This is a genomic window from Paraglaciecola sp., assembly GCF_039942875.1.
In the GTDB taxonomy this organism is placed as follows: domain Bacteria; phylum Pseudomonadota; class Gammaproteobacteria; order Enterobacterales; family Alteromonadaceae; genus Paraglaciecola.
Map to the genome: position 1 here is coordinate 113778 of NZ_JBDVBQ010000027.1, position 19845 is coordinate 133622.

Here is a 19845-nt window from a genome sequence, read left to right on the forward strand (position 1 = left end):
TGCTTTTAAACCACTATCTATTTTACTCTTCAGGCTTTAGTGCCAGTGCTTTTTAAGGACTTACTCATGCTAGCCCGAGCGATTGTTGCAGATGACCACCCGATATTTCGAAGTGCACTAAAGCATGCCATATTTGAAAGCTTGGGTGATAATATCCTAGAAGCATCTAATTTTGCTGAAACCGAAGCTTTACTCTCGGTACATGCAGAAATTGAGTTGGTTTTTTTAGATCTTAATATGCCAGGCAATATGGGGTTAACTGGCTTAACTACCTTGCGTAATAACTATCCCGATGTTTTGGTCATTATTGTATCTGCTGATGAGCGCTCAGAAATTATCAAAAAGGCTATTGATTTCGGCTCCAGTGGTTATATCCCAAAGTCCACGCCTTTACCTCTCATTACGTCTGCGGTGACACAAATTTTAGATGGTCAAATTTGGGTGCCGGAAGATATGATGAATGATGTTCAAGAGCATGATAATTCTGAATTTAAAGGCTTTGCCAATCGCTTAGCACTGCTCACTCCCCATCAATTTCGAGTATTGCAAATGATGGCTGACGGCTTACTAAATAAGCAAATCGCCTATGAGTTGCAAGTCAGTGAATCCACTATAAAACAACATGTCTCTGCTGTTCTTAATAAACTCAACTTTAACAACCGAACCCAAGCCGGAGTCATGTTTAAAAGTGTCATGAATACAACAGAAGGATAATGTATTTGAGTTTTTTGAGGGGGCTATTTAAAGTTTACGACCTTAAACTGAGCATAATTATCTAGAACGTGCATAGTTGTGATTGAGTTCAAAGTCACTAACATATGGTTATCATCAACTTTCATTTTTATACACTCATCTGACTGCTCATTCCGGCTGGTATCCACAGCGGTACCGAGCACGCTTGCCCCGGACTTTAACGTTAGCCTTATTGTGTAGCCATACATGCAAGCTACTTCTATGTAGTCATAATACTCACAAGATATCATTAATATTATCTCTAGTTAGAATGCCCAAGATACGACTATATGAGTCAATTCAAGATAAGTGTAGATATAAGTCAAGGTTACCTTATTTTTTATTACGCCTTTAGAATAATTGCCTTAATCTAATGGGATATTCATTAATTTAACTTTTGTAAATGCACATAAAAAAGATTTCTGTATTTATGTGGCCCGCAGATTAACCTTTTTGACATAATACAATTATAAAGTTTGCCAACTGTAGAGTTGGTTTCAATAGTTTAAATTTTTTATTAGGAGAGTTTCATGTCACCACACTCAGTTATTGGTGAGTTAGTTTCCATTTTAACGACTGATAATGTCGCAGTTGGTGAGCGTAGTACCGAATATTATCGGAAGGGTTGGCGGTCAGGGGAAGGCTCAGCACTTGCAGTGGTTTTCCCGCAAACCTTAGTTGAATTTTGGAAGGTGTTACAAGCTTGCATTAAAGCTGATTGTATTATTGTTATGCAAGCGGCTAAAACTGGCCTAACCGAGGGCTCGACCCCAAGTGGTCATGATTATGATCGTGAGGTGGTTGTAATTAATACTTTGGCCATGGACAAACTGATAATGCTTGGCGCAGGTGAGCAGGTTATTGGTCTGCCTGGCACGACTTTACATACTCTTGAAAAAACACTTAAACCATTGAATAGAGCGCCTCATTCTGTGATTGGTTCATCATCATTAGGAGCCACTGTAGTGGGCGGTGTTGCTAATAACTCTGGTGGTGCCCTAGTCAAAAGAGGCCCAGCTTATACAGAGTTGTCAATATTTGCATGGGTAAACGCTAAAGGTGAATTACATTTGGTTAATCACCTTGGTATTGACTTAGGTCAAGAGCCAGAAGAGATTCTGGCGAACCTAGAGTCAGGAAATTTTGATGATAGTAACTTTAGCACCGAGAAAAAAGCCTCAGCAACAGATTATGTTGATCTTATCCGCGATGTAAATGCAGATACGCCTAGTCGTTTTAACGCTGATCCTAAAAGGCTTTTTGAGTCCAGTGGTTGTGCTGGAAAAGTTGCAGTATTTGCTGTGAGATTAGATACATTTAGTGTGGCTAAAAAAGAACAAACTTTTTATATTGGCACAAACGACCCGCATACACTTAGCACCATACGTAAAGATATGTTATCAAACTTCAAAAATTTACCTGAGGTGGGCGAATACCTGCACAGAGATTGTTTCGATATCGCCAACCAATACGGTAAAGATACTTTTTTGAGCATATTACACTTAGGAACTGACGCGTTACCTAAAATGTTCGCTATAAAAGGCCGCATTGATGCCGCACTTAACAAGGTGCCATTTTTACCAAAGTTCCTAACAGACAGAGTCATGCAGGGTGTGAGTTACTTGTTTCCAGCTCACCTGCCGAAAAGGATGCTAGATTATAATGATAAATACGAGCATCACCTCTTACTGAAGATGAGTGATGCAGGTATTGCTGAAGCAAAACAGTACTTGAGTGATTTTTTTACTAACAACCCAGAAGCAGGTGACTATTTTGCATGTGATGAAGATGAGTCTTCAAGAGCATTTTTACATCGTTTTGCCGCAGCAGGGGCGGCTATTCGTTATCAAACTTTAAAATCTAAAAGCGTCGGCGATATTTTGGCTTTAGATATTGCGCTTCGCCGCAACGATATGGAGTGGGTGGAAGAGTTTCCTGAGAGTATTTCACAACATATTGACAAGCGTCTTTATTACGGCCACTTTTTTTGCCATGTATTTCACCAAGACTATGTACTTAAAAAGGGTACAGATGCCAAACAGGTGAAAAAACAAATGCTAGCTTTACTTGATTCAAGAGGTGCTAAATATCCAGCAGAACATAACGTTGGCCACCTGTACGAGGCAGAGAGTGATTTACAGAAGTTTTATAGAAAACTAGACCCTACCAATACCTTTAATCCGGGGATCGGTAAGATGGAAAAAACAAAACGTAATTGTGCCTGCTGTGTTTAACCCTTAATTGAGTTTTGTTGATTTTGTCTTCGCTCATAATCACGTCAGATACCCGTTTGTATGATAAATCTTTTTAATGCTGCGGGTTTTATAGGTTTAGGTAAATAATGTAGCTGTCCCTCAACCGCTAGGTTTCGGACAGCTTCAGTGCGATCTGCGCTGCTGAGCACCGCTGGTATCCTTTGTTGCCATTTTTTTCTAATTAACTCTGCTGCTTGAATACCCGTCTCGTTGTTGTTTAAGTGGTAATCTAAAAATAATAGGTTAGGGCAGGTTGGGCAGTATTTTAATGCTTCTGATGCACTGTTGAATGGATATACTGAAGCGCCCCAGCTTAAAAATAGATGGCGAATGGCCTCAATGGTATCTGAGTCATTTTCAATAATGACCACCACTTTACCACGCATTAATTCTGATGAATTTGATTGCGTGATATTAGGTATAGGTTTAATGGTCTGGGTCGCTGTTGTTCTAGGTAGCGTGATGTGAAAACAACTTCCTTGCCCCAATTTTGATTCTACTGCTACTGAATAATGAAGTAATGCACTAAACCTTTCTACTATGGTTAGCCCTAAGCCTAATCCCTGATTGTTATTCTGCTTGTCTAGCTGGTTAAATTCTTCAAAAATAGCACCTTGCTGGTTTTCAGCTATTCCTTTACCCGTATCGTACACTCTAATATTCAGGTTTTGATTGAGGCGTTTAGCTACGACTAAGATTTTTCCTGAGTCTGTATATCGAACGGCATTAGAGATAAGGTTTTGTAAAATACGTCTAAGTAATTTTTTATCCGACGTCACCACACAACTACAGGCTACATATTTTATAATTAACCCTTTGTGAGTCGCTAAAACCGAGAACTCTTGTATTAAGGGGGTGAGTACCTCACTGAGTGGAAATTTTTGTAGTTTAGGTACGAGTACTCCCGAGTCTAACCGTGTCATATCTAATAAGGTTGATAGTAACTCCTCAGCATTGCTTAAAGATTGAACCAAGCTTTGGCTCATTTCTTTTAGATCTTGGTTAGGGGCTTTTTCTTTGATCAAAGACGCAAATAAACTGGCTGCATTAAAGGGTTGCATTAAATCATGTCCAGCAGCAGCTAAAAATTTACTTTTACTTTCGTTAGCTTGTTCGGCCTCTTGTCTGGCTTCTTCTAGAGCAATATTGGCTGTTTCTAGTTCAGTGGTGCGCTGGGCGACTCTAGATTCTAAATGTTGTTTTGATTGTTGTAATTGTTGCTGAATACTAATGTAGTCGGTAATGTCGCTATAAGTGGTGACAAACCCACCGCCGGGAAGAGGGCTGCCGTTAACCTCAATCGTTTTACCGTTTTTTTGCTCTCTGACATATTTATACAGGCTTCCGTCTCGCATAAATTGCATGCGTTTACTAATTTCTGCATCGATTTGTTGTTTGTTGCCAAATAAGCCTCTTTGAGCATTAAAGATTAACAAGTTCTCAATGGATATACCTACAGTGACTAACCCCGGAGGATAATTAAACATTTGGATATAACGTTGGTTCCATGCCAAAAGGTTTAAGTTTACGTCTACTACACAAATCCCTTGCTGAATATGCTCTACCGAAGATTGTAATACTTCATGATTAAAGTGAAATGTTTGGCTGGCCTCTTCAACCAATTCAACTAACTCGGCAAGGGCGACATCCTTTTTTTCAGCGATAGCAGACAGAAGAATTCTGGCACTAACATTACCCACTTGATTGGCTATTTCATTTTCAAAATTGGCGAGTAATTTTGGACTGGCATAGGCAGATGTTTGTTCTGAAGGTAAATTCTTCAATAAATATTGGTGTCTGTCTTTGTCTAATACTTTCTCTGTGATCGCTAGTAATTTAGAAATTTTCGTGGCGTTGTGTTGAGTTGAAAAGCTCTGCTTTGCTAAAGTTTTGGTTGGGTGCTTTTTAGTGCTAGGAAAAATTAAACTAAAGGCGACAAAGCAACTTAAGTTAATTAATAAACTTTTTACAAAACCAAAGGCAAGTTGAAAGTCGCTAGGAGGGGTATCAAAATAGTAACTTGCAGTGATACTAGGCCATAGTAACCAGTAAGCCCAACATAATGAGCCCGCCATTAAAGCAATCATAGCGGCGTTTTTGTTACGTTCGCGCCAATATAACCCACCAATAATAATAGGAAATGTTTGCGATAATAAGGCGATGGCAATTATGCCACTTTTTACTAAGGGGGCTGTTTTACTGATGTCGAGGTGATATAGATAGGCTATTCCCATGACTAACACCACGGTAATACGACGAGTAAATAACATGGCTTTAGGAGTCAGGTTATGTTGGTGCAATCTCTGTAATTGAATTTTTAGTCTAAGTGGCGTGACTAAATTATTCGAAATCATAATACCCATAGCTAAGGTCGCAATAATGACCATGCTGGTAGCAGCTGACAGTCCACCAATAAATGCAATTAAGGCAAGGCTTGGATTTTGGTCATATAAGGGCAGGGCTAACGCATAAGTATCGGTACTTACAGATGTCGTATCAAATATAATATGACCGGCAACACCTATAGGTAAAACAAAAATAGTCATTAAACACAGATATAGAGGAAAAAACCAACGTGCTGTTCTGAGTTCTTCAGTGCCATTATTTTCAACAAAATTGATATGAAACTGCCTAGGTAGGCAAAACATTGAGCATACCCCAAGTAACATATGGCTTAAGTATACCCATATGGCCGAGTCCGCCTGTATGATACTTTGACTTTTGGGGTGCAACTGAGCTTGTCCAAATAAGTCTAATACTCCATCAAACATGACGTAGCATATGTACCCGCCGATAATGCATAGTGCGCCTAATTTGACAATTGACTCAAAAGCGATGGTAACCATTAAACCAGGGTGTTTATCGCTAGCGCTTAAGGATTTTAGGCCAAAAAGAATAGTAAATATTGCCATAAAGATGGCGACATATGCACCTATGTTGGTACTCCAAGTCACATCATTACCTACTAGTAATGAAACGCTTTGACTAACTGAGTCTAGTTGCAGTGCAATATATGGAATAACGCCCACTAAACATAACAAGGTGACAATTGCGGCTAATAAATAAGACTTCTCGAATCGTAAGCTAATAAAGTCAGCAAGAGAATTAACTTGGTGTTGATGGCACAAAGAGCTTATTTTACGTAAGACTGGATACCCAAATAAAAAGACACAAATTGCCCCCAAATAAGTAGGTATAAACGCCCAACCATATTGAGTAGCTTGTGTGGTTGTTCCAAAAAAAGCCCAAGAAGTGCAGTGAACGCCCAATGCTAGACTATAAATAAAAGGGTGCTGTTGTTGGCCTTTGTAGCGTTTTTCAGCCCAAAACGCTAAACCGAACAATACGAGTAAGTAACATATTACTACTGTAGAAACTGTCCAAACGTTAATCATTGTTTATTTAAATAGGGCTCTTGAAACTAACTAAGTTTCTGTACTGTACCTTTAGCTTCAATAATATAAAAGCGTGCTTTAATCGCCCTATAGTCTCGATATTTAATTTAAATCAAAAAAACATCAATTACCTGCCTTGAAGCTTAAAAATATAACCCCATTAAAAGTGGCAGTTATAACTTTGCTTAAAGAAAACAGTAAACGGAGCTAAGCATGTCAAATGAACAAACACCTCAACAAGGTGAAGAATTAGAAGCAGGTGTAGAAGCTGAGCAACACGCAGCAGAACAAATATCTGAAGAAGTAGTTGAGTTAACCGAAGACCAACAACGTATTGTTGAATTGGAAGCGGCCGTTGCTGCAGCAGAAGCGAAAGTAGCGGATCAAAAAGATTCAGTAATTCGCGCTATGGCAGAGTCTGACAATGCCCGTAAACGTGCTCAAGGCGAAATAGACAAAGCTCGTAAATTTGCATTAGAAAAATTTGCCGGTGAGTTATTACCTGTTGCTGATAATTTAGAGCGTGCTTTACAAGTTGCTAATCCAGAAGACGAAGCAATCAAGCCGGTTGTTGATGGCGTTGAATTAACACTTAAGTCTTTTGTAAGCACTATTGAAAAATTTGGAATGACAGTGATTGACCCTCAAGGTCAGCCTTTTAATCCAGAGCAGCATCAAGCTATGTCGATGCAAGAAAACGCAGAACTGCCACCAAATACAGTCATGGCAGTGATGCAAAAAGGTTACGAATTAAATGGCCGTTTGTTAAGACCAGCCATGGTTATGGTAACCCGCGCACCTGAAGGTGGTGTAGATACACAAGCATAATTGGTCTGCAATTTGGGGACTTAACCCCAATAGAGACGAATTGGCGAAAATAATTACGATTTTGTGAAGGTTTTTTTAATTAAGATGTTGAAAAGCACAAGAATAACCCCACAAAGTGTACAAGCTTTTATGAACAATTTTTTGGAGAAAAACTAATGGGTAGAATCATTGGAATAGATTTGGGTACTACCAACTCATGTGTGGCAGTACTAGATGGCGATAAAGCAAAAGTTATTGAAAATGCAGAAGGGGATCGTACTACCCCCTCAATTATTGCATACAGTCAAGACGGCGAAACTTTAGTTGGTCAGCCAGCTAAACGTCAGGCTGTAACTAACCCACAAAACACTTTATTCGCTATTAAGCGTTTAATCGGTCGTCGCTTTGAAGATAAAGAAGTTCAACGTGATATCGACATTATGCCTTTTAACATTGTTAAAGCTGATAACGGCGATGCATGGGTTGAAGCGAAAGGCGAGAAAATGGCACCGCCGCAGATTTCTGCAGAAGTGTTGAAAAAAATGAAGAAAACCGCTGAAGATTATCTAGGTGAAACAGTAGACGCTGCCGTTATTACTGTTCCTGCATACTTCAACGATTCTCAACGTCAAGCTACTAAAGATGCAGGTCGTATCGCTGGTCTTGAAGTTAAGCGTATTATCAACGAGCCAACTGCCGCTGCACTTGCATACGGTATGGACAAGAAGAAAGGCGACAGCGTTGTTGCAGTATATGACTTAGGTGGTGGTACATTTGATATCTCTATCATCGAAATCGACGAAGCAGATGGCGAGCACACCTTTGAAGTACTAGCGACTAACGGTGACACTCACTTAGGTGGTGAAGATTTTGATAACCAAGTTATTAATTACTTAGTAGATGAGTTCAAGAAAGACTCAGGTATGGATTTACGTAAAGATCCATTAGCTATGCAACGTTTAAAAGAAGCGGGTGAAAAAGCTAAGATTGAATTGTCTTCTGCACAACAAACAGAAGTTAACTTACCTTACATCACAGCTGATGCATCTGGTCCTAAGCACCTTACTATCAAGCTTACTCGTGCAAAATTAGAGTCACTTGTTGAAGCTATGGTTAAAGCTACCCTAGAGCCACTTAAGCAAGCATTATCTGATGCAGACCTTTCTGTAGGTGATATCAACGATATTATCTTGGTTGGTGGTCAAACACGTATGCCACTAGTACAAAAATATGTGACTGAATTCTTCGGAAAAGAGCCACGTAAAGATGTAAACCCTGATGAAGCGGTTGCCGTAGGTGCTGCAATTCAAGGTGGTGTATTGTCTGGCGATGTTAAAGACGTATTGTTACTTGACGTAACGCCACTTTCACTAGGTATCGAAACTATGGGCGGCGTAATGACTGCGCTAATCGAGAAGAACACAACTGTACCTACTAAAAAGTCACAGACTTTCTCTACAGCTGAAGATAACCAGTCTGCGGTAACGATTCATGTACTTCAAGGTGAGCGTAAGCAAGCCCAAGGTAACAAATCTCTAGGTCAATTTAATTTAGAAGGTATTCGCCCAGCACAACGTGGCGCACCGCAAATTGAAGTGACTTTTGATATCGATGCTGATGGTATTTTACATGTATCTGCTAAAGACAAGGATACAGGTAAAGAGCAGAAGATTACGATCCAAGCTTCTTCAGGTTTAAGTGAAGAAGAAGTTGAACAAATGGTTCAAGATGCAGAAGCAAATAAAGACGCTGATGCTAAATTCGAAGAACTAGTTCAGGCTCGCAACCAAGCTGACGGTATGATCCACGGTACACGTAAGCAAGTTGAAGAAGCAGGCGATGCGTTAAGTGAAGAAGATAAAGTTCAAATCGAAGCTGCGGTTGTAGCCCTTGAAGAAGCAGTGAAAGAAGGCGACAAAGAAGCCATCGACGCTAAAACTCAAGAGCTTATCCAAGCATCAGCTAAATTGATGGAAGTTGCTCAAGCTAAAGCGGCTGCTGAAGGTGCTGAAGCTGGCCCAGAAGCAACAGATGCGGGCGCAGCTCCACAAGATGAAGATGTAGTTGACGCTGAGTTTGAAGAAGTAAAAGAAGACGACAAAAAATAATTGTTGTTAGACATACTGACTGCCGAGTTTTCTCGGCAGTACAACTCGGCGCAGCAAGTCACATTGTTTGCGCCTTGTTTGTTTTAAGAATTATCAAAAATAGTAGTCATACAAGTTAGCAATTTAGCTAGTTTGTGAACATACATAGACCGCAGGATACCGAATCGAGATGTCGAAGCGAGATTATTATGAAGTGTTAGGCGTGGACAAAAGTGCCACCGAACGCGAAATAAAAAAGGCGTACAAACGTCTAGCCATGAAATATCACCCTGATAGAACGCAGGGCGATAAAGCTATGGAAGAAAAATTTAAAGAAGTGCAAGAAGCACACGAAATGCTTACCGATTCGCAAAAACGTGCGGCCTACGATCAATACGGTCACGCTGGTGTCGATCCAAATCGCGGCGGTGGCGGTGGTCAAGGTGGCGACTTTGGTGATATTTTTGGTGACGTTTTCGGTGATATCTTTGGCGGTGGCAGGGGAGGCGGTGGACGTCAATCTCGTGCTCGTCAAGGGTCAGACTTACGCTATAACCTAGAACTTTCTCTTGAAGAAGCGGTTAAAGGTAAAAGCGTAGAAATTCGCGTTCCTACATTAGTCGGATGTGAAGTGTGTGATGGCTCTGGTGCTAAAAAAGGGTCTAAGCCAACGACTTGCCCAACCTGTCATGGCCAAGGCCAAGTACAAATGCGTCAAGGCTTTTTTGCTGTTCAGCAGACTTGCCCAACGTGCTCTGGTAAAGGACAGATTATCTCCGATCCATGTAAAGCATGTCATGGTGAAGGTCGAGTTCAAAAAACCAAAACCTTATCGGTTAAAGTACCAGCTGGTGTCGACACTGGCGACAGAATTCGCCTAACAGGTGAAGGTGAAGCCGGAGAAACCGGTGCACCACCAGGTGACTTGTATGTACAAGTTCATGTACGTGACCACAAAATATTCACCCGTGAAGGTAATAACCTATATTGTGAAGTACCTCTAAGTTTCACCCGTGCTGCACTTGGTGGAGAAATTGAAGTACCAACACTTGAAGGCAAGGTTAAACTTAAAGTCACCGCTGAAACTCAAACTGGAAAAATGTTCCGTTTACGTGGTAAAGGCGTTAAATCTGTTCGTAGTGGCAGTGTAGGTGACTTAATTTGTAAAGTGGTAATCGAAACTCCGGTTAACTTAAGCTCTCGTCAAAAAGAACTGCTTAACGAATTAGAAGAATCTATGGGTACTGGCAAGGATGTCGCTAAGAACCGCCCTAAAGAAAGTGGTTTCTTTGATGGTGTTAAAAAGTTTTTTGATGATTTGACCCATTAAGTACTGAAAAGCAATAATTTAAAAGCCGCTCTTGTAAGCGGCTTTTTTGTGTCCGTTATTTATGTTTAAACCTAATATTAGGTTTGTGCCCATTGCCTTAAAAGGTTGTGGTAAACACCGGTCAACTGAACAATTTCAGGGCTGTCATGAATACTCTGCCTTAAACCTTGAATGGCTGTATCCATATCAAATAAAATTCTACGTTTTTCATCACTGGCGATCATACTTTGCAGCCAAAAAAATGAAGCTAACCGCCTACCTTTAGTCACAGGGGTAACATGATGCAAACTAGTGGATGGATATAACACCATATCACCTGCTGCAAATTTCACACTTTGTGAGCCATAGGTGTCTTCTATCACCAATTCGCCCCCTTCATATTCATCGGGCTCAGAGATAAACAAGGTCATTGATATATCGGTACGCACTTTAACAGGGGTACCCGGCACTTGGCGGATGGCATTATCAACATGGGTACCAAAAGACTGACCTCCTTGATAGCAATTAAACAAAGGCGGGAATATCTTATTAGGCAAGGCCGCCGACATAAACACATTACTTTTAGACAATGCCAGTAAAATCATATCACCTAGCTGACGGGCAGCTTCAGAGTCTTCTGGCAGTTGTAAATTATTTTTTGCTTGGGAGCTTTGGTATCCAGCTGTGACATTACCGTCGGTCCAATCGGCATCAAGCATGATCCCTTTGGCTTGCCGCACTTGCTCTTGGCTTAATACATTTGCAACTTTTATTAACAAGGCTTTATCCCCATGAAATACAACAAAGACAAAACCGGATAAGTACCCGGTTTGTTTTAAATAATTTGAAACTTACAGCTTAAGAATACATCCCTGTATTCATGTCTCTGCATACGTACAATTAGCTTGCTGTTACCAGCTTACTAAAACGAATAAGTCGCTGTTACGCTAATGTAACGACCTTCACCCGGTAAGAAGTGACCACCACCGAGTTGATCAATGTAATCTTCATCGGTTAGGTTACTACCATTTAACTGAGCACTTAGTTTTTCAGTAACTTGGTATGACACCATCATATCAAAAATTAAGTAATCATCAGCCAGTTCACGGCCTGTTAGACTAGAGCTATTATAACGGTCACCTATATACTGAGCACCTAAGCCAAATGATACATCATCAGAAAGTTCATAACTTCCCCACAAACTGAACGAGTGCTCTGGTGTTCTCGGTAATTCAAGGCCAATTTGTGTCTCATCATCACCTTCAGCATTCAAGACCTCACTCTTTTGAAAGGTATAGGCTGCTGATATTTGTAACTCTTTACTCAACTGTCCGGTCAAACCCAGCTCTAACCCGTCTACACGTTGCTCACCATTTAACGAATCAGCTCGAGTATCATCGCCATCAACCCCATCAAATGGGTCATCGGTTAATGCATTGGTTTTCTCATTGCGGAAAAGAGCCGCACTCGCTAACACTTTGCCTTCAAGCAGCTCCCACTTAGTCCCAATTTCGTAGCTGACATTTTTTTCTGGTTCCAAATCACCGGCATTTCCTCGGGTAGATATGGTTAAGTCTTCTGCTGCGGGAGTGAATGAAGTACCAGCACCAAAGTAAATAGAGCCGTTGGCAGCAGGTTTATACACTGCACCTGCATTCCATGTTAACTCTTTCACTTCGTTTACAAATTTTACAGTAGGATCATCGCCATCTAGGTCATAGAAATATTCAGTTTCAAAGATGTCATAACGTAACCCTGCTGTTACTTCCCACTGCGAATTTAAGGTCACCGTATCAAAAACATAAATAGCGGTGGTATCACCCGTTGCCTCTTGGCTTTTGCCAGTACGGGCATATTCTCCTGTATATTCAACAAACGAATCTGGATTGTATAGATCAACTAGTTCGGGGGTATCATTCAAGTTATCAGCAACAACCGCGGTATAATTCCAACGTTCGAATTTTTCTTTTGCAAATTCGGCACCTGCAACCAAATCATGAGTGGTGTCTCCAACCTGATAACTACCAATTACGTCAAACTGAAATACATTCAGTGAATCTTGTGTATCACGAGTTTTTTCATCACTTAAACGCACATCTGTAGTGGTAGAGTTATCAATAAAGCGAGGAGCGGTTACTATATTTAGTCGCTTGATTGATCCTGTTCGAGCTAACGCTCTAAGAGTAGTATTAGGGCTCAGGTCATATTCATATTTTGCGGTAAGGGATCTAGCCGTGATGTCTTCAAAATCACGATAAACATTACCGTAGAAATTATCAAAATCTACAGGTGGCGCAGAACCAACATAGTCTACCAACTCAGCCACTGGCGTAGAGCCATTTGACACCCATGGAATACCATAATCAGGTAAGTTATCTTGTTTTTGATATTCTCCATTCACAGTTAATCGAGACTTTGTATTAATACCCGTTGCTAAAGAAGCAGCAATAGCATTTTTAGAGTTAAATACCTGATCACGTCCCGGTACGTCACCATCATCTGTTAATACATTAACCCTTAGTGCAGTGGTATCACCTAATGCAAGATTGGCATCAACTTGACCACGGTAATCTCCTTCACTACCTAAGCGTAGGCTCACATCAGTAAAGTCTTCTAACTTAGCGGTTTTGCTTTGTAAGTTGATTGTACCGCCAGCAGAACCTCGGCCAGCAACAGCAGAACTTGGCCCTTTTGCAACTTCTACAGATTCCACATTGTATGTATCACGAGAGTAACCCGCGATATCACGTACACCATCAATTAAAATGCTGTTACTAGCACTAAAACCGCGAATAGACATGCTGTCGCCGGGAGGTGCACCGCCTTCACCAGCCGCTAATGAAATGCCTGGAACGTTGCGAAGGGCATCTTTTAAACTATCAACATTACGGTCTTGCATAACAGATTGCGACACTACCGTTATTGTTTTAGCCGTATCAAGTAACGGTTGCGTATATTTAACTGAAGCAGAGTTATCAACTTTATAGCTATTTTCTGTTTGCACCGTCGCTTTTGCAGTAGGTAATTGCTGGGTTTCTTGCGCAATAGCAGTACCTAGAGGGAAAGCCGCTGCGATAGCTAGGGTAATTGCACTACGCTTTACGCCAATATTCGCAGGCATGCCAGTTAGGTTTCTCATTTAGAAATTCTCCATTTGTTATGTGTTAATTGCATTTCTCGGGGCGCAGACTAACACTTAATAATCTAAATGCAAGTAATTATCATTTGCAATTACATTGGTTGTGTGGATAATGGCGGATTATCAAAATGGGGTAATTAAGACCAGGCTACAAAGCTCATGGTTTGTGACTAGTAAGAGAGATAAAAGTTGAAATATGTGACAAGGTTAATCTGTATAACATTAGATAGAATACTCCAAAACATCAGAGCTGGTAGTGTTGTTATTCTAACAATATCTAATAGTATCAATGCTTTATCGATATTTACTGTAGTGTTCTTTAGTTTTCTAGGTAGCACAGTCAATATGCCTTCAGCACTCGCTACAGACCTAACTCAAATTGATAGGCTAACGAGTCAGTGGTTAGATACTCAGCGACAAACCAGTCATCTATTGGCGGATTGGCAGGCCAGTAAGCCCATTCTACATCAAAGGCTGACCTTACTCAGCGCTGAAAAAAAGCAGCTAGAAGACGTTCTTAAGTACAGTAAAGACAGTCAAGAAGATGTCACTAAGCGTCGTACTGAATTATTAGAACAACAATCAAATCTCGAGCAACAACAAGCCGCTTTATCTAATAAATTGGCTTTACTGCTTAATCAAGTAGAGCACCTTAGTGAATTATTGCCGCCGCCGTTAAAGAATGTTTGGTTACAACAACAAGACGACTCTTCTGACGATAACCAAACCTCTATAAGTTTGCAGGCTGTTTTGGCTAAGTTGAATAGTCTTATGGATTTCCAAAACCGTATTTCTGTTCACGAAGGCCCAATCTCTGTATCTACAACTGATGACGTTATGGTTAAGCAACTTTATCTAGGGGTCAGTGCTGCATGGTTTGTTAGCGCCGATGGAGAGCTTAAAGGGCAAGGGCAGGTTCAAGATAATCAATGGGTTTGGACTGAAGGTGAATCTATACGCGCTACTGAAATCAAAAAAGCGATAGATATATTCGAGAAACGTAAACAGGCCAATTTTGTAGAGCTACCAGTCAACTTAGTAGCCTCAAAAGTAACAGTAGGCGGTTTACAATGATTAGCATAGTAAATGTACGAACGATTACAAAGGTCAGTGTATTTGCCTTGGCGTTATCTTTGGTAATCAATGTTTCTGTAAATGCTCAGGAGCAACTAGCGGAGAGTTTATTAAACAAAATAAGTACTGCCCAAAAAGAATTAACAAAGGCAGAACAAAACATTGCTAAGCAGCGCCAAGCATTGTCAAGTCAGCTATCTAAATTAGAAACTGAGGTATTGGCTTTACGTGAAAAAACCGCTGCCGTAAGACGTTTGTCAGACGAAAAAACCTTAAGTTTGTCGCAACTTGAAGAGCGTTTAAATAGTTGGAACCAACAACAAGCTTATCAGCAAGGATTATTGCGCCGCTTTTTACAGCAACAAGGTGATAGTACCGACCAATCAATTATCGACCGAAGCTCTTTAGCAGATAAGCTCGATAAAGTCTTAATCAGTAGTCAGCAATTCGAGCAATACTTTGCACCTAGCTGGCAACAATCAAAAGTAATTTTACCCAGTGGGGATATTACTGAGTTAGCAACTTTATCGATGGGACCTATCTCATGGTATTGGAACGAAACTAGTGGTTATGCAGGCCTTGCTAGTGCCCATGCTGGTCAAGCTGGTTTGTTAAAAAGTAACGTGCAGTTTAAAGGCGCTGCTAACAGCACAATTGGTGATTTACATAAGCAGGCCGCAGGTTCAATTGTATTTGACCCAACTATGAATCGCGCTATGGCACGGCAACAACATTCCGAAAGCTTTTTTGAGCATGTCCTAAAAGGTGGTAAATGGGCTATTCCTATTGTGTTTTTTGCAGTATTTGCATTAATCATTGCCCTAGTTAAAGTTGTACAACTAGGCCGTTTATCTAAGGTAATTCGCTTTACCCCATCAATTTTGAGCAATGCTTTAGCTAAAAATCAAGACACTGCGCAATCTCAAATCATAGGTAAAGTAAAGGGTATGCAAAAACGCTTATTAGATATTGCGGTAACAGCCAAATCTGCAAATGAGCGTGACGATCAACTCTTTATGCAGTTACAAGATGACAAAACCCGTTTAGAACGTTGGATTGGCGCTATCGGTATGACCGCTGCGGTGTCTCCTTTATTAGGTTTGCTTGGAACGGTTAGCGGTATGATAGAAACCTTTAAAATGATGACCTTGTTTGGGTCAGGAGATCCTGAGGTCGTATCTGGCGGTATTGCACAAGCGTTAGTCACTACCGAGCTTGGTTTAGTGGTAGCCATTCCTGCACTGATATTAAATGCGGTGTTGTCTCGCAAAGCTAAGTCTTACTACAACGATTTAGAAAGCTTCGCTATTTTAATCAGTAAATCTGATGAGCAGGTTAATACTAGCAATACAGCAAACCTGATTAATGAGTCTACAGCCACAACTCAAGCTAAAGAAAAAACTACTATACCAAAGCCTAGTATTGCTCAAGCATCACTACAAGAGTCGAGTGCTACATAATGCTTGAGCCAATATATGGTAACTGGGTTTGTTGGGGCATTCTGGGTTTAGCGCTGATTTGTTATTACCAAATATCTATGAGTTACATTCTATCTTTTAGCGCCTTTAATCGCGGCGTTATTGATGCTGAAAACATTCAAATTCAACAAAAATCTACTGGTGTTTTGATTGGCGCACTGCCATTACTCGGGTTGTTAGGCACTATTATTGGGCTACTTGATTGCTTTATTGGTATCGCCAGTCAAGGTGCCAGTAGCGAATTAGTGAGTGCAGGTATAGCTGATGCACTTCTTACTACCCAACTAGGGTTAGTTTGTGCCATTCCAGCATGGTTACTGCACTCTTATGTGCGTTCAGTACATGCTGCATTAGTACCGAACGAAATATCGAGATAACAACAATGCCAACTAGATTACAAAGACGCTTGGAGCAACAACCAGAACAAGGTATAGACATGTCGCCGCTATTAGACGTGGTGTTTATTTTGCTCATATTTTTTATTGTCACTACAGTATTTGTTAAAGAAACAGGTGTTGAGGTAGACAAGCCTCAAGCTATTTCTATTCAGAAGATGGAACAAACTGCAATTTTATTGGCTATCACAGATAACGGTGAGGTGTTCTATGACGGCAGTAATGTTGGAGTGGCCGGGGTACGTGGCATAGTTGAACAGCTGCAGCGCCGCGAGCCAAGGCCTGTGGTTATTCAAGCTGATAAAACTGTACCTACAGAATTACTGTTAGAGGTGATCGATGGCGCTAAGCTTGCTGGCGCAAAAACTGTAAATTTGGCAGCACTGAAAGGATGACTTTAGACGCGCAAAAAAATGGAAATACAGATGGCAATATTAGCAAGGCTACTGGCTTATTTGTACTTCAGAAATTTCGATTTTTTTCAAAAGCCCAAGCTATAGCGAGTATCGCCAGTATCATCATTTTGGTACTGGCGTTATTAACGCTATGGGTAGGTCATGGGTTAAGCCAAATACCACAAGACACCGTTATGGTTAGAGAAATAACGATAGCGACACCGCCTCCGCCGCCACCTCCACCTGTGGTACAGCAACAGGCTGTCGTTGCACCCGTTACTGTGCAGGTTGAAGGAGCGGGTGCCAGTATTCAAATGGTTAAAGTTGTACAAAATATCACTATTGATAAGCCCGATATGCCTGATTTCACGCCTCAAGAGAACCAGTGGCAATCGTTAGAGGTTGATTGGGATGCGTTTGACTTAAGTGATTTAGATGGATTACCAACGCTACTCACTATCCTAAAAGTGACATTACCAAAAAGCCTCACTAGAAAGGGCATTAAAAAAGTAAAAGTTGCATTTGAGTTAGTCATTGACGAACAAGGTAAAGCAACATTAGTCAAAATCGTTACCAACCCCTATCCACAGCTAGAAAGTGAAATTAAAAATCTAGTGCGTCGCATTAGATTCACTCCACCACAAAAAGACGGACAGCCAGCTAGGGCAAAATTTATATTGCCTGTAGATATTGGCTCATGAGAAATTTACCAATGTATAAGACTTATAATTTGATGATAAAAAACCTAACTGTATGCGCAGTGCTATGGACGAGTCTATCCTCATCTGTATTTGCCACCACAGATGACACCGCTGATATTACCGTAAACCTTGCCGCCCCAAAGTGGGAGTTTCTGTTAAAAAATATAGCCTCAGGTGAAACTCAGGCACAATTAGATTCGTCTGAAAGTAGCTTTGCTAAAGAGCTCCAACCTTTATTAGCCACGCAAGACCATAAGGCAATTGAGCAAGCCTTTAGCGAAAGAGATATTGAACAAGACAGTGCGGCTTTAAGACAGCTGCGGGGCCAAGTCTTAATTAGTTTAAAGCAATACTCTGAAGCTGAAGTTGCCCTTAAATCAGCCTTGCAATTAATGCCAGACTTAGCCTTAGCACACCGTAGTTTAAGCATGGTGTATATGGTGAATAAAGATTACCTAAAAGCTCGTACACACCTAAAGAAAAGCATTGAACTTGGTGTGGCAGACGCCCAAGTCTATGGTCAATTAGCCTTTGTTAATTTGCAATTAAAACAAGGTGCTAGTGCCATAGCAGGTTATCAATATGCATTATTTTTAGAACCAGACAACTTGCAGTGGAAACAAGGTTTACTGTACGCATTGATTAACGCACAGGCTTTTAGCCAAGCTCAAGCCTTACTTGAAGGCATGCTAATGTCTAGCCCTGATAATGCTGAATTATGGTTACAAAGAGGCCAACTAGCCTTGAAGCAGGGCCAATCATTACAAGCACTTAGCAGTTTAGAAAGTGCGCTATTGTTAAATGACGATGCTAATATTACTCACGACCTAAACAACATAGTTACCCTAGCTCAATTACATATTCAAAGTGGTAGTGCACAGCGGGCCGTTGAATTACTAGATAATAACCTGTCGCTATTTTTATCTAAAAAGTCGAACCAAAAGGATAACAACACCCACTTTGAGGTAGAGCCCATTGATCAAATCTGTCAATGGTTGGTTTTCAACCAGCGCTGGCAACCACTAGAACAACTGCTTACAGCGCTAGCGCCTTACCGTAAGCACACATCGAGCTATTTTTTATCCCGCTTTGATGTCTATCGCAGCAAATTAGCCTTACTTAAAGGCGACTCAATGAAAGCTGAAAAAAGCCTAATGAGTAGCGTTAACGCCGACCCAACTAATGGCGAAGCCTTATTAACACTCGCAAAATTAATGCATAGCAAAAAGCGGTCAGCGCAAGCTGTTCAATATTACGCACGTGCCCAAGGGTTAGCTGCATTTAAAGAGCGTGCACTGCTAGGCCAAGCCCAATTAGAAATTGATCGTCAAAAATACTCTGACGCTTTGAGGTTATTAAGAAAAGTCATTCAACTAAACCCCGCTAGACAAGACGTTTTAGCGAATATTCAGTCTTTAAATAACCTAGTTAGAAATGAAAGCTAGGGTAATCGAATAATGAGTAGGGTGTAGTGATGGTGATTTCGATGGGATCAATAAGACAGTGGCATTGGATTAGTGCGTCCTTGTGTATGGCGGGTATGTTTTTGTTTTCTATAACGGGCATTACTTTGAATCATGCTGCTGATATTGCTAGTACGCCTCAGCGTATAAGTATTGAAGGCGAAGTACCTAATACTTTGCTGCAAAAATGGGTTAGTAAAGAAACATCCACAAGTCATCTGCCGTCGGCACTTAATCAATGGCTTAAGCAGGTCCACGATATTGAAATCTATAAACGTGCAGTCGGCGAATGGGAAGACGGTGAATTTTACCTGCCACTTGCCAGGCCTGGCGGTGACGCATGGTTAGCTATTGATACTGAGAGTGGTGAATTTATATATGAAGATACTGACAGAGGTTGGATCGCATTTTTTAATGATTTGCACAAAGGTCGAGATACTGGCTCAGCCTGGGCATGGTTTATTGATGTGTTTGCCGGTGGCTGCGTAATTTTTAGTATTACGGGGTTAGTTTTATTGTGGCGTCAGACGTCTAGTCGCCAATCTACTGGGCCATTAGCGGTGTTAGGTGTGCTAATTCCCTTGGTCTTGATTTTATTATTTGTACATTAACAAG

Annotated in this window: 16 protein-coding genes; 12 read left to right on the forward strand and 4 right to left on the reverse strand. The window is 40.8% G+C overall.

The features are described 5' to 3' along the window. The first annotated feature begins 66 nt into the window (after window positions 1-66). Entirely contained in the window at window positions 67-714 is a 648-nt protein-coding gene (locus ABJE44_RS10725) for a response regulator transcription factor (protein WP_348110726.1), read from the forward strand. Window positions 715-737: 23 nt separating this feature from the next. Here ABJE44_RS10725 and ABJE44_RS10730 read toward each other — a convergent pair whose 3' ends face one another. Then, window positions 738-983, reverse strand: a complete 246-nt coding sequence (locus ABJE44_RS10730; RefSeq protein ID WP_348110727.1) for a Rho-binding antiterminator — start codon at window positions 981-983, stop codon at window positions 738-740. 279 nt (window positions 984-1262) lie between these two features. Here ABJE44_RS10730 and dld point away from each other — a divergent pair, with 279 nt between their 5' ends. After that, window positions 1263-2966: a D-lactate dehydrogenase gene (gene dld / locus ABJE44_RS10735; RefSeq protein ID WP_348110728.1), complete on the forward strand. Its 1704-nt coding sequence runs from the start codon at window positions 1263-1265 to the stop codon at window positions 2964-2966. 44 nt (window positions 2967-3010) lie between these two features. Here dld and ABJE44_RS10740 read toward each other — a convergent pair whose 3' ends face one another. Continuing rightward, window positions 3011-6382 (reverse strand): PAS-domain containing protein, encoded by a 3372-nt coding sequence (locus tag ABJE44_RS10740; protein ID WP_348110729.1) that lies wholly within the window; start codon window positions 6380-6382, stop codon window positions 3011-3013. Between the two features lie 213 nt (window positions 6383-6595). Here ABJE44_RS10740 and grpE point away from each other — a divergent pair, with 213 nt between their 5' ends. The 3 genes from grpE (at window position 6596) to dnaJ (ending at window position 10606) form a co-directional block, all read left to right on the forward strand. Then, window positions 6596-7210 carry a nucleotide exchange factor GrpE gene (gene grpE, locus ABJE44_RS10745; protein ID WP_348110730.1) on the forward strand — a complete coding sequence of 205 codons (615 nt, stop codon included), beginning with the start codon at window positions 6596-6598 and terminating at the stop codon, window positions 7208-7210. Window positions 7211-7365: 155 nt separating this feature from the next. Next, window positions 7366-9297, forward strand: a complete 1932-nt coding sequence (gene dnaK, locus ABJE44_RS10750) for a molecular chaperone DnaK (RefSeq protein WP_348110731.1) — start codon at window positions 7366-7368, stop codon at window positions 9295-9297. 169 nt (window positions 9298-9466) lie between these two features. Beyond that, window positions 9467-10606 (forward strand): molecular chaperone DnaJ, encoded by a 1140-nt coding sequence (gene dnaJ / locus ABJE44_RS10755; protein ID WP_348110732.1) that lies wholly within the window; start codon window positions 9467-9469, stop codon window positions 10604-10606. Between the two features lie 77 nt (window positions 10607-10683). Here the strand turns inward: dnaJ and ABJE44_RS10760 are convergent, their stop codons facing one another. Then, window positions 10684-11364 (reverse strand): Fe2+-dependent dioxygenase, encoded by a 681-nt coding sequence (locus ABJE44_RS10760; RefSeq protein ID WP_348110733.1) that lies wholly within the window; start codon window positions 11362-11364, stop codon window positions 10684-10686. 143 nt (window positions 11365-11507) lie between these two features. After that, complete coding sequence (locus tag ABJE44_RS10765; protein WP_348110734.1) at window positions 11508-13724, reverse strand: TonB-dependent siderophore receptor; 2217 nt, start codon at window positions 13722-13724, stop codon at window positions 11508-11510. A 198-nt stretch (window positions 13725-13922) separates the two neighbouring features. Here ABJE44_RS10765 and ABJE44_RS10770 point away from each other — a divergent pair, with 198 nt between their 5' ends. The 7 genes from ABJE44_RS10770 to ABJE44_RS10800 are packed head-to-tail and all read left to right on the forward strand — an operon-like array spanning window position 13923 to window position 19841. Further along, window positions 13923-14798: a DUF3450 family protein gene (locus ABJE44_RS10770; RefSeq protein WP_348110759.1), complete on the forward strand. Its 876-nt coding sequence runs from the start codon at window positions 13923-13925 to the stop codon at window positions 14796-14798. Beyond that, a complete protein-coding gene (locus ABJE44_RS10775; RefSeq protein WP_348110735.1) occupies window positions 14795-16258 on the forward strand; it encodes a MotA/TolQ/ExbB proton channel family protein in 1464 nt (487 codons plus the stop codon). Before ABJE44_RS10770 ends, ABJE44_RS10775 begins: the two co-directional genes overlap by 4 nt. Beyond that, complete coding sequence (locus ABJE44_RS10780) at window positions 16258-16653, forward strand: MotA/TolQ/ExbB proton channel family protein (RefSeq protein WP_348110736.1); 396 nt, start codon at window positions 16258-16260, stop codon at window positions 16651-16653. Before ABJE44_RS10775 ends, ABJE44_RS10780 begins: the two co-directional genes overlap by 1 nt. A 5-nt stretch (window positions 16654-16658) precedes the next feature. Continuing rightward, a complete protein-coding gene (locus ABJE44_RS10785) occupies window positions 16659-17066 on the forward strand; it encodes a biopolymer transporter ExbD (RefSeq protein ID WP_348110737.1) in 408 nt (135 codons plus the stop codon). Further along, window positions 17063-17767, forward strand: a complete 705-nt coding sequence (locus ABJE44_RS10790; RefSeq protein WP_348110739.1) for an energy transducer TonB — start codon at window positions 17063-17065, stop codon at window positions 17765-17767. The genes ABJE44_RS10785 and ABJE44_RS10790 overlap by 4 nt, the downstream gene beginning before the upstream one ends. A 32-nt stretch (window positions 17768-17799) precedes the next feature. Next, on the forward strand, window positions 17800-19212 hold the full coding sequence (locus tag ABJE44_RS10795) for a hypothetical protein (protein ID WP_348110741.1): 1413 nt from the start codon (window positions 17800-17802) through the stop codon (window positions 19210-19212). Window positions 19213-19253: 41 nt separating this feature from the next. Further along, the gene (locus ABJE44_RS10800) at window positions 19254-19841 is read left to right on the forward strand and encodes a PepSY-associated TM helix domain-containing protein (RefSeq protein ID WP_348110742.1); all 588 of its coding nucleotides are present in this window, start codon (window positions 19254-19256) and stop codon (window positions 19839-19841) included. Window positions 19842-19845: the final 4 nt, after the last annotated feature.

Bases quoted from the DNA above. Each gene is read 5' to 3' on its own strand.
- dnaK (WP_348110731.1), top strand. From the start codon at position 7,366: ATGGGTAGAATCATTGGAATAGATTTGGGTACTACCAACTCATGTGTG.
- ABJE44_RS10795 (WP_348110741.1), top strand. From the start codon at position 17,800: ATGATAAAAAACCTAACTGTATGCGCAGTGCTATGGACGAGTCTATCC.
- ABJE44_RS10725 (WP_348110726.1), top strand. From the start codon at position 67: ATGCTAGCCCGAGCGATTGTTGCAGATGACCACCCGATATTTCGAAGT.
- grpE (WP_348110730.1), top strand. From the start codon at position 6,596: ATGTCAAATGAACAAACACCTCAACAAGGTGAAGAATTAGAAGCAGGT.
- dnaJ (WP_348110732.1), top strand. From the start codon at position 9,467: ATGTCGAAGCGAGATTATTATGAAGTGTTAGGCGTGGACAAAAGTGCC.
- ABJE44_RS10790 (WP_348110739.1), top strand. From the start codon at position 17,063: ATGACTTTAGACGCGCAAAAAAATGGAAATACAGATGGCAATATTAGC.
- ABJE44_RS10730 (WP_348110727.1), bottom strand. From the start codon at position 983: ATGATATCTTGTGAGTATTATGACTACATAGAAGTAGCTTGCATGTAT.
- ABJE44_RS10775 (WP_348110735.1), top strand. From the start codon at position 14,795: ATGATTAGCATAGTAAATGTACGAACGATTACAAAGGTCAGTGTATTT.
- ABJE44_RS10785 (WP_348110737.1), top strand. From the start codon at position 16,659: ATGCCAACTAGATTACAAAGACGCTTGGAGCAACAACCAGAACAAGGT.
- ABJE44_RS10780 (WP_348110736.1), top strand. From the start codon at position 16,258: ATGCTTGAGCCAATATATGGTAACTGGGTTTGTTGGGGCATTCTGGGT.
- dld (WP_348110728.1), top strand. From the start codon at position 1,263: ATGTCACCACACTCAGTTATTGGTGAGTTAGTTTCCATTTTAACGACT.
- ABJE44_RS10740 (WP_348110729.1), bottom strand. From the start codon at position 6,382: ATGATTAACGTTTGGACAGTTTCTACAGTAGTAATATGTTACTTACTC.
- ABJE44_RS10800 (WP_348110742.1), top strand. From the start codon at position 19,254: ATGGGATCAATAAGACAGTGGCATTGGATTAGTGCGTCCTTGTGTATG.
- ABJE44_RS10765 (WP_348110734.1), bottom strand. From the start codon at position 13,724: ATGAGAAACCTAACTGGCATGCCTGCGAATATTGGCGTAAAGCGTAGT.